At 59.9% G+C, this 16,314-nt stretch carries 13 protein-coding genes; 8 read left to right on the forward strand and 5 right to left on the reverse strand.

Annotated elements, in window-relative coordinates; genetic code table 11:
* Positions 1–32: 32 nt before the first annotated feature.
* Entirely contained in the window at positions 33–806 is a 774-nt protein-coding gene (srlR, locus tag ACOQH0_RS17770; RefSeq protein WP_010434430.1) for a glucitol operon DNA-binding transcriptional repressor SrlR, read from the forward strand.
* Entirely contained in the window at positions 799–1,764 is a 966-nt protein-coding gene (gene gutQ, locus ACOQH0_RS17775; protein ID WP_421510912.1) for an arabinose-5-phosphate isomerase GutQ, read from the forward strand. The genes srlR and gutQ overlap by 8 nt, the downstream gene beginning before the upstream one ends.
* Here gutQ and norR read toward each other — a convergent pair.
* Positions 1,761–3,275 carry a nitric oxide reductase transcriptional regulator NorR gene (gene norR / locus ACOQH0_RS17780; RefSeq protein WP_421510913.1) on the reverse strand — a complete coding sequence of 505 codons (1,515 nt, stop codon included), beginning with the start codon at positions 3,273–3,275 and terminating at the stop codon, positions 1,761–1,763. The two genes, gutQ and norR, sit on opposite strands and share 4 nt — an antisense overlap.
* A gap of 186 nt (positions 3,276–3,461) precedes the next feature.
* On the opposite strand from norR, the gene norV reads away from it, so the two are divergent.
* From norV to ACOQH0_RS17800, 4 genes are all read left to right on the forward strand, one after another.
* Positions 3,462–4,910 (forward strand): anaerobic nitric oxide reductase flavorubredoxin, encoded by a 1,449-nt coding sequence (gene norV, locus ACOQH0_RS17785; RefSeq protein WP_089601261.1) that lies wholly within the window; start codon positions 3,462–3,464, stop codon positions 4,908–4,910.
* Positions 4,907–6,040 (forward strand): NADH:flavorubredoxin reductase NorW, encoded by a 1,134-nt coding sequence (gene norW / locus ACOQH0_RS17790; protein ID WP_421510914.1) that lies wholly within the window; start codon positions 4,907–4,909, stop codon positions 6,038–6,040. Before norV ends, norW begins: the two co-directional genes overlap by 4 nt.
* A gap of 277 nt (positions 6,041–6,317) precedes the next feature.
* Positions 6,318–6,476 carry a hypothetical protein gene (locus ACOQH0_RS17795; protein WP_010434440.1) on the forward strand — a complete coding sequence of 53 codons (159 nt, stop codon included), beginning with the start codon at positions 6,318–6,320 and terminating at the stop codon, positions 6,474–6,476.
* A 98-nt stretch (positions 6,477–6,574) separates the two neighbouring features.
* Entirely contained in the window at positions 6,575–8,239 is a 1,665-nt protein-coding gene (locus ACOQH0_RS17800; RefSeq protein WP_421510915.1) for an SgrR family transcriptional regulator, read from the forward strand.
* Here the strand turns inward: ACOQH0_RS17800 and ACOQH0_RS17805 are convergent.
* The 4 genes from ACOQH0_RS17805 to ACOQH0_RS17820 form a co-directional block, all read right to left on the reverse strand.
* Complete coding sequence (locus tag ACOQH0_RS17805; protein WP_421510916.1) at positions 8,212–9,234, reverse strand: HoxN/HupN/NixA family nickel/cobalt transporter; 1,023 nt, start codon at positions 9,232–9,234, stop codon at positions 8,212–8,214. The two genes, ACOQH0_RS17800 and ACOQH0_RS17805, sit on opposite strands and share 28 nt — an antisense overlap.
* Position 9,235: 1 nt before the next feature.
* Entirely contained in the window at positions 9,236–11,452 is a 2,217-nt protein-coding gene (hypF, locus tag ACOQH0_RS17810; protein WP_421510917.1) for a carbamoyltransferase HypF, read from the reverse strand.
* A 6-nt stretch (positions 11,453–11,458) separates the two neighbouring features.
* Positions 11,459–12,004: an electron transport protein HydN gene (gene hydN / locus ACOQH0_RS17815; protein ID WP_100166270.1), complete on the reverse strand. Its 546-nt coding sequence runs from the start codon at positions 12,002–12,004 to the stop codon at positions 11,459–11,461.
* Positions 12,005–12,138: 134 nt separating this feature from the next.
* A complete protein-coding gene (locus ACOQH0_RS17820; protein ID WP_010434454.1) occupies positions 12,139–13,152 on the reverse strand; it encodes a LacI family DNA-binding transcriptional regulator in 1,014 nt (337 codons plus the stop codon).
* Positions 13,153–13,365: 213 nt separating this feature from the next.
* Here ACOQH0_RS17820 and ascF point away from each other — a divergent pair, with 213 nt between their 5' ends.
* A complete protein-coding gene (gene ascF, locus ACOQH0_RS17825) occupies positions 13,366–14,817 on the forward strand; it encodes a PTS cellobiose/arbutin/salicin transporter subunit IIBC (RefSeq protein WP_010434458.1) in 1,452 nt (483 codons plus the stop codon).
* Positions 14,818–14,835: 18 nt separating this feature from the next.
* Positions 14,836–16,260 (forward strand): 6-phospho-beta-glucosidase, encoded by a 1,425-nt coding sequence (locus ACOQH0_RS17830; RefSeq protein WP_182401302.1) that lies wholly within the window; start codon positions 14,836–14,838, stop codon positions 16,258–16,260.
* The last annotated feature ends 54 nt before the right edge of the window (positions 16,261–16,314 follow it).

Genomic DNA, 16,314 nt, shown 5'->3' on the forward strand with positions numbered 1-16,314 from the left:
TATCATTTCGCAACCTAAGGAACGAAGCGCCTATGAAACCTCGTCAGCGGCAGGCGGCCATTCTCGAACATCTGCAAAAGCAGGGAAAATGTTCGGTAGAGGATCTGGCCCACTACTTTGACACCACCGGCACGACAATACGCAAGGACCTGGTATTGCTCGAAAACTCTGGCGCCGTCATTCGAACCTACGGCGGCGTGGTGCTCAATAAGGACGAAGCGGACCCGCCTATCGATCACAAAACGCTGATCAATACCCACCAGAAAGCGCTCATTGCCGAAGCTGCCGTAAAATTTATCCAGGACGGTGATTCCATCATTCTGGATGCAGGCAGTACCGTCCTGCAGATGATCCCGCTGCTCAGCCGCTTTAACAACATCACGGTGATGACCAACAGCCTGCACATCGTCAACGCCCTGTCGGAGTTCGACAGCGAGCAGACCATTCTGATGCCCGGCGGCACCTTCCGCAAAAAATCGGCGTCGTTTCACGGCCAACTGGCGGAGAATGCCTTCGACCACTTCAGCTTTGATAAACTCTTTATGGGCACCGACGGCATCGACCTGAACGCGGGCGTTACGACGTTCAACGAGGTGTTCAGCGTCAGTAAAGCGATGTGCAATGCCGCGCGGGAAGTGATCTTGATGGCAGACTCGTCGAAGTTTGGCCGCAAAAGCCCCAACATTGTCTGTAGCCTTGAAAGCGTTGATAAGCTGATTACCGACGCGGGTATCGACCCGGCGTTCAAGAAAGCGCTGGAAGAGAAAGGAATCGACGTGATCGTAACCGGAGAAAGAGATGAGTGATTTTCTGTTAGAAACGGGCCGCCAGACGCTGATGCTGGAACTGCAGGAAGCCAGCCGCCTGCCGGAACGTCTGGGCGAGGATTTTGTCCGCGCCGCCAACACCATTATCCACTGCGAAGGCAAAGTGATCGTGGCGGGCATCGGTAAATCTGGCCATATCGGCAAAAAGATTGCCGCGACGCTCGCCAGCACCGGCACCCCGGCGTTCTTTGTGCATCCGGCAGAAGCGCTGCATGGCGATCTCGGGATGATTGAAAGCCGCGACGTGATGCTGTTTATCTCCTACTCCGGTTCGGCCAAAGAGCTGGACCTGATTATTCCACGTCTGCAGGAAAAATCGGTCGCCCTGCTGGCGATGACCGGAAAATCCCGCTCGCCGCTGGCGCTGGCCGCCAAAGCGACGCTGGATATTTCCGTTGAGCGTGAAGCCTGTCCGATGCACCTCGCCCCGACCTCCAGCACCGTTAACACCCTGATGATGGGCGACGCGCTGGCCATGGCGGTGATGCAGGCGCGCGGCTTTAACGAAGAAGATTTCGCCCGTTCGCATCCGGCAGGTGCGCTCGGCGCACGCCTGCTCAACAAGGTTCACCACCTGATGCGCACCGACGATGCCATTCCGCAGGTCAAACTCGATACCAGCGTCATGGACGCGATGCTGGAGCTCAGCCGCACTGGTCTGGGGCTGGTTGCGGTCTGCGATGACAACGGGAACGTCAAGGGCGTGTTTACCGACGGCGACCTGCGCCGCTGGCTGGTAGGCGGCGGCAGGCTGGAAACAAAAGTGTCGGACGCCATGACCAAAGGCGGACTGACGCTCAACGCCGAGAGCCGCGCCATTGAAGCCAAAGAGGTGCTGATGAAGCGCAAAATCACCGCCGCGCCGGTGGTGGATGATGCCGGCAGGCTGTGCGGAGCTATCAACCTGCAGGATTTTTATCAGGCCGGAATTATCTAACCCTTCAGTCCCAGACGCTTCGCCAGCCTGTGCAGGTTGGCGACGTCCATCTCCAGCGCCCGCGCGCACGCCGCCCAGCTGCGGTTATTCTGCTCCAGCGCGCGGGTAATCATCTGACGCTGAAACGCCTCCGTGGCTTCACGCAGATTTTCATTCGCTATCTCTGGTGCCGCCTGGGCAACAGCCGGTGCGGTTTCATCCTGAAGCGCAAAATGCCGCGCGTGGATCACTACCTCGTCACCCGAGCGCGTCGCCCGCGCCAGCACCACCGCGCGGTGGATCGCATGCTCCAGCTCGCGCACGTTGCCTGGCCAGCCGTAACTCAGCAGATGCGACCTCGCCCCCGGGCTCAGCACCACGCGGGAAAGCCCCATCCTGAGACGGCACTGCTCGCAGAAAAAGCCCGCCAGCAGCACCACGTCGTCCCCGCGCTCGCGCAGCGGCGGCACCGTAAGCGGGAACACGCTCAGGCGATGGAACAGGTCAGCGCGGAAGTTCCCGGCCAGTACCTCTTCACGCAGGTCGCGGTTGGTGGCGGCCAGCACGCGCACGTCCACTCTGTGACTGCGATCATCCCCCACGCGCTGGATGTCGCCGTACTGCAGGACGCGCAGCAGCTTGGCCTGCAGCGACAGGGAAAGCTCGCCAATTTCATCCAGAAACAGCGTGCCGTTATCGGCCATTTCGAACTTGCCGCTGCGGTTGCTAATGGCCCCGGTAAACGCCCCTTTGACGTGACCAAACAGCTCGCTTTCCGCCACGCTTTCCGGCAGCGCGGCGCAGTTGAGGTACACCAGCGGGTTCACCGCGCGCGGCGAGGCTTCGTGAATAGACTTCGCCACCAGCTCCTTACCGGTGCCGGTTTCCCCGAAGATCAGCACGTTTAAATCTGAGGCGGCAACAATCTCAATCTCTTTTTTGAGCTGCGCCATACCCGGAGAAAGACCGATCATCTCCGTGTGCGTTACCTGTTCAAACGCCGCCGGGCTGCCGGGAAGAATGTTCTGGCTCTCCAGCTGTTCAATCAGTAGGGCATTGTTCAGCGCCCCAGCGGCCAGGGCGGCAATCAGGCGCAGCTCTTCGTCGCTAAAGGTGTCGAACTGGTCCGGCGACAGGCCGTCGAGGGTCAGTGCTCCGATCAGATTTTGTCCGGCAAACAGCGGCAGGCCGATACAGGCGTGCACCTTCAGGCTCTCCTGTCCGGGAATAAGCCCGTCGTACGGATCGGGCAAGTCGCTGTCCGCCGGGAAGCGCACCACGTCCCCCGCGCGGGCGATAGTTTCCAGACGCGGATGGCCTTCAAGGGTAAAACGCCGTCCGAGCACGTCCTTCGCCAGCCCGTCGATAGCCAGCGGAATAAACTGCCGCCCTTCATAGCGCAGCAGCGCCGAGGCGTCACACGCCAGCACGTGGCGCAGCGTGGAGATCAGCCGCTGAAAGCGGTCCTGATGGCCGATACCGGTTTGCAGCTCAATGGCGATCTTCGCCAGCACGTCGACGGAAAAGCTCATAGTGACCTCGCTGTCATTTTGACAATGTATGTTGTCATATTGACACTGATTTTAATAGTCATAATGACTACCCATTACGGATCATAAGAATTTTTATCAAACAAAATCAATATATTAAAAGTTGGCACGCAACTTGATATAGGCAAACCATCTTATTTGAAAATGCTGTATTACGTAGAGGTTGCTATGTCTATTCTTGTTAAAAATAACATTCATTGGGTCGGTCAACGTGACTGGGAAGTGCGCGATTTCCACGGGACGGAATACAAAACGCTGCGCGGCAGCAGCTACAACAGCTATCTCATCCGCGAAGGAAAAAACGTGCTGATCGATACCGTCGATCACAAGTTCAGCCGCGAGTTCGTGCAGAACCTGCGCAGTGAAATCGACCTGGACGCCATCGACTACATCATCATCAATCATGCGGAAGAAGATCACGCCGGCGCGCTGACCGAGCTGATGTCTTACATTCCGAACACGCCGATCTACTGCACCACCAACGCCATCGACTCGATCAACGGCCACCACCACCATCCGGAGTGGAACTTCCATACCGTGAAAACCGGCGACGCGCTGGATATCGGCAACGGCAAACAGCTGATCTTCGTGGAAACCCCGATGCTGCACTGGCCGGACAGCATGATGACCTACATGACCGGCGACGCGGTGCTGTTCAGCAACGACGCCTTCGGCCAGCACTACTGCGACGAGCGCCTGTTCAACGACGAAGTGGACCAGACCGAGCTGTTCGAGCAGTGCCAACGCTACTACGCCAACATCCTGACGCCGTTCAGCCGCCTGGTAACGCCAAAAATTACCGAAATCCTCGGCTTTAACCTGCCGGTGGACATGATTGCCACCTCCCACGGCGTGGTGTGGCGTGAGAACCCGACCCAGATCGTCGAGCTGTACCTGAAGTGGGCGGCGGACTATCAGGAAGACCGCATCACGATCTTCTACGACACCATGTCCAACAACACCCGCATGATGGCGGACGCCATTGCCCAGGGCATCAACGAAGTGGACCCGAACGTGGCGGTGAAAATCTTCAACGTGGCGCGCAGCGATAAGAACGAGGTGTTGACCAACGTGTTCCGCTCTAAGGGCGTGCTGGTGGGCACCTCCACCATGAACAACGTAATGATGCCGAAAATTGCCGGCCTTGTGGAAGAGATGACCGGCCTGCGTTTTCGCAACAAGCGCGCCAGCGCCTTTGGCTCCCACGGCTGGAGCGGCGGCGCTGTAGACCGTCTGTCTACGCGTCTGCAGGATGCCGGTTTCGAAATGTCCCTGAGCCTGAAGGCGAAATGGCGTCCGGATATCGACGCCCTGGAGATCTGTCGCCAACATGGCCGCGACATTGCCCGTCAGTGGGCGCTCGCTCCGCTGCCGGAAGTGACGGCAAAACCAACCGAACAGCAGGAAGCCTGCGCCTGTGCCGCCGCGGCAGCCGCCGATCTCGGCCCGCGCATGCAGTGCAGCGTCTGCCAGTGGATTTACGATCCTGAACTGGGCGAACCGCTGCAGGATGTTGCCCCGGGCACGCCGTGGCGAGACGTGCCGGACAACTTCCTCTGCCCGGAATGTTCACTCGGTAAGGACGTCTTTGACGAACTGGGTACGGAGGCAAAATGAGCAACGGTATCGTCATCATCGGCTCGGGCTTTGCCGCCCGCCAGCTGGTGAAAAACATCCGCAAGCAGGATGCCAGCGTGCCGCTGACGGTGATTGCCGCCGACAGCATGGACGAGTACAACAAGCCTGATTTAAGCCACGTCATTAGCCAGAATCAGCGCGCCGAAGACCTCACCCGCCAGACGGCGGGGGAGTTCGCAGAGCAGTTTAACCTGCGTCTGTTCCCGTACACCTGGGTCACCGATATCGACGCCGATGCCCGCGTAGTGAAAGCGAAAGAGAAAACCTGGCAGTACGACAAGCTGGTGCTGGCCACGGGTGCCTCTGCGTTTGTGCCGCCGATTGAAGGCCGCGAGCTGATGATCACGCTCAACAGCCAGCAGGAGTACCAGGCCAGCGAAACGGGGCTTCGCGACGCTCAGCGGGTAATGATTGTCGGCGGCGGGCTGATCGGCACCGAGCTGGCGATGGATTTCTGCCGGGCGGGCAAATCCGTCACCCTGGTTGACCACGCGGCGAGCATTCTTTCGGCGCTGATGCCCGCAGAAGTAAGCAGTCGCTTACAGCATCGCCTGACCGACATGGGCGTGCATCTGCTGTTGAAATCGCAGCTGCACAGCCTGAGCAAAACCGAAGGCGGCATTCGTGCCACGCTCGACCGCAGCCGCAGCGTTGAGGTGGACGTGGTTATTGCGGCGACGGGCCTGCGCCCGGAAACCTCGCTGGCGCATCGTGCAGGGGCAGAAACAGGCCGTGGTGTGAAGGTAAATAGCTATCTGCAAACCACGCAGCCTGATATTTACGCCCTGGGCGACTGCGCTGAAATTAACGGTCAGGTGCTGCCTTTTTTACAGCCAATTCAATTAAGCGCGATGTATCTGGCGAAAAACCTGCTCGGCGGCAGCGCGCCGCTGAAATTACCCGCCATGCTGATTAAAGTCAAAACGCCGGAATTACCGCTGCACCTTGCCGGTGAAACGCAGCGTCAGGATCTGAACTGGCAAATTACCCTCGAACCGCAGGGAATGGTCGCGCGCGGTGCCGATAATGAGGGGCAACTACGCGCTTTTGTCGTCAGTGAAGACCGAATGAAGGAGGCTTTCGCTCTGCTGAAACTGTTACCTGCCTGACCCTCTTTTTGCCGGGTGGCGCTTCGCTTACCCGGCCTACAGCACGACCACGCTTACTTAACCTTTGGATTTAATTATCCACCGCCCCGATGTCCCGGGGCTTTTTTTTACGCATTCTATTCATCAAATAAATGCAAAGCAGGTATATCATCGCTATCAATCCCTTATTTATTATTCCCATTAATACTTAAATGCGGAACAGGTGAAAAACATCACCCTGTTTTATTATTCGCCGCTGGACTAGTCTGATAATTAATTAATCAGCCGGAGACAAATCATGGCGACTTTTAATACCGAACTCAAATATCTTTCTCGTTATTTCAAAGAAGCGAAGCATGCTGAGCACATTTTATTTCGCTGGCTTTATTTGAGCCCGGAGGCGCGCATTGAGCGTCTGCGCGAGCTGATGATGCCGGTCAGTGAGCCTGAGCGGTAATTGCCGGGCAAAACCGGAACACTTTACGTATACCAGCACTTTTTCTTCCGCAAAAAAATCCTACACTCTCAGCATCCCTTTTTCACAGGTATGCCGCTATGCGCCAGCTTCAGAAAATCCGTCAGTATCAACGGCTTTATCAGCACTACGGTGCAGCGCCAGCGTCCACGACTATCGCGGAAGTCGCGGAGGTTGCGCTGTGCAGCGAACGTCATGCGCGCACCCTGCTGCGCCAGCTCGCTCAAAGCGGCTGGCTAAGCTGGAACGCGCAGCCGGGGCGCGGGCACCGTGCCACCCTGCACTGCCTGACAACCACCAGCGAACTGAGCGCGCCGCTGATGCACGCCTGTCTGGAAAAAGGCGATTACCAGAGCGCGCTGCAGCTGGCCGACGGCGATCCGGCCAGCCTGCACCACATCATCACCCCGTTTTTAGGCGGCAAATGGCTTAAGCACCAGCCGACGCTGCGCATTCCGTGGTATCGCCCGCTGACCTCGCTGCATCCTGCCCTTCAGCGTCGCCGCGCCGAACAGCATATTATCTGCGCGGTTCACGCCGGCCTGACACGCTATGCACCCGGTAACGCGCAGCCGGTAGCAGATTTAGCCCATCACTGGGATGCCTCCGAAGACACGCTTCGCTGGCGCTTTTACCTGCGCAGCGGCGCGCACTGGCATAACGGTCAGGCCATCAGCGACGAAGATATTCTCAGCGCGATGCAGCAGGTGTTGGACGATCCGGCACGCAGCGCGGGGCTCGCGCACGTTCAAACGGTGTCGCTTGTCGCCCCCTGGTGTCTGGAGATTGCGCTGAACGTGCCCGATGCCATGCTGGCGCATCGTCTCGCGCATCACGCCTGTCGTCTGCCGCACCCGCAGCAGCCTGATATCGGCGCGGGCCCTTTTGCGATTGCCCATCACCACTCGCATTACCTGCGCCTTGAGCGTCAGCCCTGGTACTTTGCCGCGCACCCGCTGCTGCACGCGATTGAGTTCTGGCGCACCCGCAGCGAGGCGGAAAAAACCGCGTGGATCACCGTGGGTAAAGGCGACAATGCCCGGGAGGCCGTCACCTCCACCAGCGGCGGGTTTGCCTGGCTGATGCTGAACGCCGGGCTGCCGCAGCCGCTGGCCGCGTGGCTGCGTCAGGAGATTCAGCACATTAACCAGCAGCACCTCCGCCGGGAGGATGTCGATACCCGCACGGAGATCCTGCCCGGCATCACAACGCCCGCGTTTGCGGATGCCCCCGACGTGGCGCTCCCCGCGGCCCTTTCTCTGATCTGTTACGACACGCCGGGGCTGTGCGATCTGGCCAGCATGCTGCAAACGCGCCTGAAAAAGCGCGGCTGTGACGTTAACATCCAGCGGAAAGACCGCGAGGCGTGGCATGCGCCCGACGCGCTGGCGCAGGGAGATATCTTGCTGGGGGATTATCTGGCGGGTGAAGTACCGGTATTTGCGCTGGCAGAGTGGTTTACTGAAGAGCCCGCGTGGGCCGCCGCGCTGGGGCAGACCGCCTGGCAAAAAGAAAAGCAGACACTGATGACATACTGCGAAAGCGAGGAGACGCTAAAATCACACCTGCCCGCTTTCTTTCAGCACCTGCTGGAAAGCGGCGCCTGCACGCCGCTGTTCCACTACCGCTATCGTCTTAACACCCTCGAAAACGTGCAGGACATTGTGCTGACCGCCAGCGGCTGGCTTGATTTTACCCGCGCCTGGCTGCCGCCGGTTCAGGAACGCACGACCAGCGCGTCGTAGCCGCGCCAGCGGTAGTTGACCATGGAGATCAGCCAGCAGGCAACGAACAGCCCGACCACCACAAACCCGGCGTTACCCAGATTATCGTTTACCGCACCAATCAGATCCCAGACGCCGCCGCTGAGGGCGAATTTGTCCATCAGCAGGCCCAGCGCTTCCAGCCCGCCGATAAACAGCGCCACCACCACGGAGGTGCCGGTGATGGTCATGTTGTAGTAGAGCTTGCGCTGCGGCTTGTTAAACGCCCAGCCGTAGGCACCGACCATCAGCAGGTTGTCGAGGGTATCCACCAGCGCCATGCCGCTGGCGAAGAGCGCCGGGAAGATCATGATTGACCACACCGACATCCCGCTGGAGGCGCTGGCAGCAGAGATCCCCAGCACGCCAATCTCGGTGGCCGTGTCAAAGCCGAGGCCAAACAGGAAACCAACCAGGTACATCTGCCAGCTTTTATTCACCAGGCGGAAGGTTTTGCCGAACAGCCAGTTCATAACGCCGCCCTGGGCAGGCAGCGTGATGTCGCCCTGCACTGCCCTGCCGTGTTTCAGCGCCTGAAAACTGCGCCAGACGCCGCGCAGGATCACCATGTTCACCAGCGCCATCGCCAGCAGGAAGGTCGCCGACACCGCCGTGCCAATCAGGCTGCCAGTTTCGTGGAACCATTCCATGTTTTTCTGAAACGCCGTCGCGGTAGCGGCGATGGCAATCGAGGCCAGCACAACGATGGTGGAGTGCCCCAGCGAGAACCACGCCCCCACGCCGGACGGGCGTTTACCCTGCTGCATCATCTTACGCGTCACGGTATCAATGGCCGCGATGTGGTCGGCGTCCACCGCGTGACGCAGCCCGTAGCACCATGCCAGCAGACTGGCGGCCATCAGCGCCGTGCTGCCGCTAAAGGCGTGCCATGCCCATCCCCAGGCCAGCAGGTTTGCCATTACCAGAGCCAGCAGCAGAAGCGCGGCGCGAGGTTCATTGCGTAAGAGTCGTAACATTTTAAGTCCTTTGTGAACATGACCGGGCGGCGGCGACCACCGCCTGCCCGAAGGAGATCGCTCCGTCACCTGCGGGCAGGTGCGAAGGAAAAAGAAGCGTAAAGTCAGAAAGATAATGACGCAGGCGCGCGCGCAGCAGACGATTGTGCACCACGCCGCCGCTGAGGCAGATTGTCGACAACGATAAGCGTCGGGCATGGAACGCGGCGAGTTCTGCCAACCCTTTTGCCAGCGTGTCGTGAAACGCCCAGGCGCGCGCGCTGGGCTCAGCCTGCCAGGCTAGCCACTGCCGCCAGAAAAGCGCGAGGTTGTCGACAGATAGCGTCACCGGATGGTCGACACCCGCGCACTGCGAGGCCAGCGCTTCCAGCCTGCAGGCGGCTTCCCCCTCCCAGGACTGCGCGTCGATACCGAGCGCGCAGGCGACCGCATCAAACAGGCGACCACATGACGAGGCCTGCGGCGCGTTGATGCCGCGCCCGATCGCCGTCGCCAGCAGCGGCCAGTTCTTGCGCTGCACCGCGCGCGTTTCCGGATACTGCTGCCACTCAGGGACAAATGCCAGACAGTGGGCGAGTAAATTGCGCCACGGCTGCCGCGCCGCCAGATCGCCGCCCGGCAGCGCAACGGCAGGCAGCCCGCCCAGATGCTCGCACGCGAGATAGTTCACCCGCAGGCACTCCCCGCCCCACAGCGCACCGTTCTCGCCCATGCCGATCCCGTCCAGCGTGAGGGCGATAACGTCTCCGCCCTCACGCGGCCAGCCGTTTTCCGCCAGGCACGCCGCCGCGTGGGCGTGATGGTGCAGTACGGTTTCGACCGGCAGCGCCTGCGCTTGCGCCCATTGTTGCGTGTGATAGCCCGGATGGGCGTCGCACACCACACGCTCCGGCTGGAAGGCGTAGATGTCCTGCATCGTCGAGAGCGCGCAGCGCCACTGCGCTTCGACACCCTCGTCGCCGAGATCGCCAAAATGCTGGCTCAGCACCGCCTGGTTGCCACGCACCAGGCAGAAGGTGTTTTTCATCTCCGCACCGGTGCATAACATGGCGGGGATATTCTCGAAACCCGCAGGCAACGTGATGGCATCTGGTACAAAACCGCGCGCCCGGCGCAACATCGCACCGTCCCGATCCATCACCGAATCGTCCATCCGCTGAAGAATATCGCGATTGTGCATCAGGAAGCCGTCCGCCATGTTGCCCAGTTCATCCAGCGCCTGTTGATTACTGATGGCAGGCGGCCTGCCGCTGAGGTTGCCGGAGGTCATCACCAGCGGGCGCTGGCAGTCCATCATCAGCAAATGTTGCAGCGGGTTTGCGGGAAGCATGATGCCCACGCTATCCAGACCCGGCGCGATTGCCTCGGGGAACACCGGCAGCCAGGCTTTTGGCGTGAGCACGACAGGTGCAGCGGGTGAGCGCAGCAGCGTCTGAATCGACTCAGGCAGCTTTTCCGCCTGCGGGATCATCACCGCCAGCGGCTTCGACGGACGCTGCTTGCGTGACCGCAATGTCAGTATCGCCTGCGGGTTGAGCGCGTCGCAGACGAGGTGAAAACCGCCCAGCCCTTTAACCGCGACTATGCCGCCGTCCTTGAGCGTCGCCACCGCCGCACGCAGTGCCGCTTCGCGGGTGGCAACAACGTCGCCCGCACGCCATTCCAGCGCTGGCCCGCAGTCCGGGCACGCCACCGGCTGGGCGTGAAAACGTCGGTCGACAGGATTGCGGTACTCCGTCTCACAGGGTGCGCACAGGGAAAATGCGGCCATCGACGTGGCCGGACGGTCATAGGGCATGGCGCGAATAATGGTAAACCGCGGCCCGCAGTGGGTGCAGTTGATAAACGGATAGCGATAACGGCGCTCGCCAGGGTCGCGCATTTCAGCCAGACACGCCGGACAGGTGGCGGCATCCGGCACAATCTGGGTGTCCATCGCGCCGCCCGCACTGTGACGGATAACAAACGCGTCCGGCAGGTTCGTCCAGGTGAACGGCTGCGTTTCAACGTGGTCAATGCGTGCCAGCGGTGGGCAGTCCTGATGCAGCCTCGCGGTAAAGGCCCCCCCATTACCCGCGAGGCGCACCAGCACGCCCTCTCCGTCGTTGCAGACATCGCCCGTTAGCTGAAGCTGATGCGCAAGCTGCCAGACGAAGGGCCGAAACCCCACGCCCTGCACCTTGCCGCGCACGCGCAGCTGTACGCCGTTACTGCTCATGGCGGATCAGAACAGCAGTGATGCTGACGTATCGAACGCCGCACGACGGCGCTTTTCGGCGCTCATCTGCTCAAGCTTGTCGCGATCCACGCAGACCAGCGCGTGCGTCGGGCAGGCCTCCATGCAGGCCGGGCCTGAATCGCGGTGGTAGCACAGGTCACATTTGTTGGCTTCGGCTTTCTCCGCCCGCACGCTCAGCCCCAGACCGCTGTTGCGCACGACCGGACGGACAACCACCTCCATCGCGCCGTACGGGCAGGCGACCACGCAGGTTTTGCAGCCAATGCAGCGCTCCTGCATCACGTGCACAAAGCCTTTCTCGCGTTTAATCGCCCCGTTCGGACAGACGTTCGCGCACGGCGCGTCTTCGCACTGGCGACAGATGGCGGCGGTAGAAATATTCACGCCTTTAATGACGTGGATGCGCGGCAGGAACGTGTCAGGAGTCAGTGACGCGCAGTCCTGCTCCGCCTGATGGGAAACCACGCACGCCACTTCACAGGTACGGCAACCTATGCACTTACTGGCATCGGCCATAATAAAACGGTTCATCTGCTTCTCCAGCATTACAGTTATGCGCGGAGATATTCATAAACCGTGCCAATTATTAACACTATGATTTTTAATGATTTTAAAAATGAGCGTGGTGCTGTCATCGTCACTTATGACGATAACAGCTGTCGACGTCACCGATGCGGACCGTCGATCACGGAGTCGCGCAGGATAAGCTCACCGGAGAAGGTTTGCTGGTATTTGAACTCACCGCCGTCAAGCATGAAGATCAGGCGGCTGATGGTCTCCTTGATCATCTCCGTCACCGGAATGCGCACGCTGGAGAGCGACGGCACCATGTACGGCGCGATGGCCACATCGTCAAAACCAATCACCGACACCGCGTCCGGCGTGGCGACACCGCTGTCGTGCAGCTGCTTCATGGCACCAATCGCCATATCGTCATTACTCGCCACCAGCGCCGTAAAGCGTTCGCCCCGGGATAACAGCTCCGCCACTGCCGCCGCACCGCTGGCCGGGTTCCATTTCCCCTGCGCAATCAGCTCCTGGCGCAGTGGAATGCCGTGCTGCATCAGTGCTGCCCGGTAACCGGAAAGACGCTCAACGCCGGTCGGGGAATCGAGTGAGCCGGTGATAAACGCAATATCCCGGTGGCCTTTCGCAATCAGCTTCGACACCGCATCCTGGCAGGAGGCGTTATGATCGGACCAGACGCTGTGGCTGCTGTTTTTCCGCAGTCGTCGGTTGAGCACCATAATCGGCTGCTCGCACTTTTCGACGATCTCGTCCATCTCCTCGACGCTCAGGAAACGCGGGTAGATGATCACCGCGTCGCAGCGCATGTCGAGCAGATATTGAATTGCCTCGCGCTCCTCGTCGGCGCTGTGCTTACCGTCCGCGAGGATCAGCTGCCGCCCTTTTTCTTCCGTCATGCGCGCGGCGTGGAACAGCAGTTCGCTAAAGTAGACGCCGTGGTAAAGGGTGTTCGTCACCACCAGCCCCAGCGTCTGGGTACGCCTGGTCGCCAGGTTGCGCGCCAGCAAATTCGGGCGATAGCCGCTCTCTTCAATGGCCTGAAACACCCGGTCTTTGGTCTCCTGGCTGACGTAGCCATTTCCCGACAGCACCCGGGAGACCGTCGCTTTCGAAACGCCTGCCCGCTTCGCCACTTCCAGCATCGTGGTCATGTTGTTATTCCGTTTGAAACTGATGAGCGCAGTGTACTGCACTGCAAAAAAATTGTCGCAGCGGCGAAATCACGCTTTGACTGACGATAGGTGATCGTCATCACGAATGTGAAAAATGTACAAAAAGAGATCTTGTTTCATTCAAAGAAACTCATGATGATTATGTGAAACCGGTTTCCTACATTTCTCACAACGATAACAGGATCACATCCGATGGCCAAAAATTACGCCGCGCTGGCGAACGACGTTGTCAGCGCGCTGGGCGGCAAAGAGAACATTGTCGCCGTCACCCACTGTATGACGCGTCTGCGCTTCGTCCTGAAAGACGAAAGCCTTACCGATGCCGCGCGCCTGAAAAGCATCAGCGGCGTGCTCGGCGTGGTACGCAATGACAACCAGTGTCAGGTCATTATTGGCAACACCGTTTCTCAGGCGTACCGCGAAGTGGTGAGCCTGCTGCCAGGCAGCCTGCAGCCTGCCGTACCTGAAGGCCCGCAGAAACTGACATTACGCCGCATCGGCGCCGGGATCCTCGACGCGCTGATCGGTACCATGTCCCCGCTGATCCCGGCGATCATTGGCGGCTCGATGGTCAAGCTGCTGGCAATGATCCTCGAGATGACCGGCGTGCTGGGCAAGGGCGATCCCACGCTGACCATCCTGACGGTCATTGGCGACGGCGCGTTCTTCTTCCTGCCGCTGATGGTGGCAGCCTCGGCGGCGGTGAAGTTCAAAACTAACATGTCGCTGGCGATTGCCATTGCGGGCGTGCTGGTGCACCCGAGCTTTATCGAGCTGATGGCGAAAGCCGCGCAGGGCGAGCACGTTGAGTTCGCCTTTATCCCGGTGACGGCGGTGAAATACACCTACACCGTCATCCCGGCTCTGGTCATGACCTGGTGCCTGTCATACATAGAGCGCTGGGTGGATCGCATTACCCCGGCGGTCACCAAAAACTTCCTCAAGCCGATGCTGATCGTGCTGATTGCCGCCCCGCTCGCCATCGTGTTGATTGGCCCGCTGGGCATCTGGATCGGTAGCGCCATCTCTGCACTGGTCTACACCATTCACGGCTATCTGGGCTGGCTCTCCGTCGCCATTATGGGCGCGTTGTGGCCGCTGCTGGTGATGACCGGGATGCACCGCGTGTTTACGCCGACCATCATTCAGACCATTGCCGAGACGGGCAAGGAAGGGATGGTGATGCCGTCGGAAATCGGCGCCAACCTGTCGCTCGGCGGCTCGTCGCTGGCGGTGGCGTGGAAAACGAAAAACCCGGAGCTGCGCCAGACTGCGCTAGCGGCGGCGGCCTCCGCCATCATGGCGGGGATCTCTGAACCGGCGCTGTACGGCGTGGCGGTGCGTCTGAAACGTCCGCTGATTGCGAGCCTGATCAGCGGCTTTATCTGCGGCGCGGTGGCGGGCATGGCTGGTCTTGCCAGCCATTCGATGGCGGCACCGGGGCTGTTCACCAGCGTGCAGTTCTTCGACCCGGCCAACCCGATGACCATCGTATGGGTGTTTGGCGTGATGGGGCTGGCAGTGGTGCTGTCGTTTGTTCTGACTCTGATACTCGGCTTTGAGGATATCCCGGTCGAAGACGAGGCTGAAAAAGCGCGCGCCCTGCAGACCGCACCGGTTCAGAACAAAGCAGCAGAAGCATAAATTGAAAGCGAGGTAAGAATGTCTGTTTTTCCACAAGGATTTTTATGGGGCGGCGCGCTTGCCGCCAACCAGAGTGAAGGTGCTTACCGTGAAGGCGGCAAAGGGCTAACCACGGTCGATATGATCCCGCACGGCGCGAATCGCCTGGCGGTGAAGGTCGGTAAGGAAAAGCGTTTCTCGCTGCGTGATGACGAGTTCTACCCGAGCCACGAGGCGATTGATTTTTACCATCGCTATAAAGAGGACATCGCCCTGATGGCGGAGATGGGCTTTACGGTGTTCCGCACCTCGATTGCCTGGAGCCGCCTCTACCCGAACGGCGACGAGCCCCTGCCGAACAAAGAGGGTATTGCCTTCTACCGCGCGGTATTCGAGGAGTGCAAAAAGTACAACATTGAGCCGCTGGTGACCTTGTGCCACTTCGACGTGCCGATGCACCTGGTGACGGAGTACGGCTCCTGGCGCAACCGCAAGATGGTCGATTTCTTCGCCCGCTACGCCCGCACCTGCTTTGAAGAATTTAACGGGCTGGTGAAATACTGGCTGACCTTCAACGAAATCAACATCATGCTGCACAGCCCGTTCTCCGGCGCGGGGCTGGTGTTTGAGGAAGGTGAAAACGAGGACCAGGTGAAGTACCAGGCCGCGCACCACGAACTGGTGGCGAGCGCGCTGGCGACCAAAATCGCCCACGAGGTGAACCCGGAAAACCAGGTCGGCTGCATGCTGGCGGGCGGCAATTTCTACCCGTACTCCTGCAAGCCAGAAGATGTGTGGATGGCGCTGGAGAAAGACCGCGAGAACCTGTTCTTTATCGACGTGCAGGCGCGCGGCAGCTACCCGGCCTACTCCGCCCGCGTGTTCCGCGAAAAAGGCGTGGTAATTGTGAAAGACCCGGGCGACGACGACCTGCTAAAAAACACCGTTGATTTTGTTTCGTTCAGCTATTACGCCTCGCGCTGCGCGTCGGCGGACATGAACGCGGGCAATACCAGCGCGGCGAACATCGTGAAGTCCCTGCGTAACCCGCATATTCAGGTGAGCGAATGGGGCTGGGGCATTGACCCGCTCGGCCTGCGCATCACCATGAACATGATGTACGACCGCTACCAGAAGCCGCTGTTCCTGGTGGAAAACGGACTCGGAGCGAAGGACGAGATCGATGCGAATGGCGAGATTAACGACGACTACCGCATCAGCTACCTGCGCGAGCATATCCGCGCGATGGGCGACGCGATTGAGGACGGCGTGCCGCTGATGGGCTACACCACCTGGGGCTGCATCGACCTGGTGGCCGCCTCAACGGGCGAGATGAGCAAGCGCTACGGGTTTGTCTACGTTGACCGCGACGACGCCGGAAACGGCACGCTGGACCGCAAGCGCAAGAAATCGTTCGGATGGTATAAGAAGGTGATTGCGAGTAACGGGGCGGATCTGGAGTAGCCTGTTGCCCTCACCCCAGCCCTCTCCCACAGGGAGAGGGAGATGGGTTTGGTA

Origin of the sequence: Enterobacter sp. JS8-1 (genome assembly GCF_049187015.1) — a bacterium.
In the GTDB taxonomy this organism is placed as follows: Bacteria; Pseudomonadota; Gammaproteobacteria; order Enterobacterales; family Enterobacteriaceae; genus Enterobacter; species Enterobacter mori.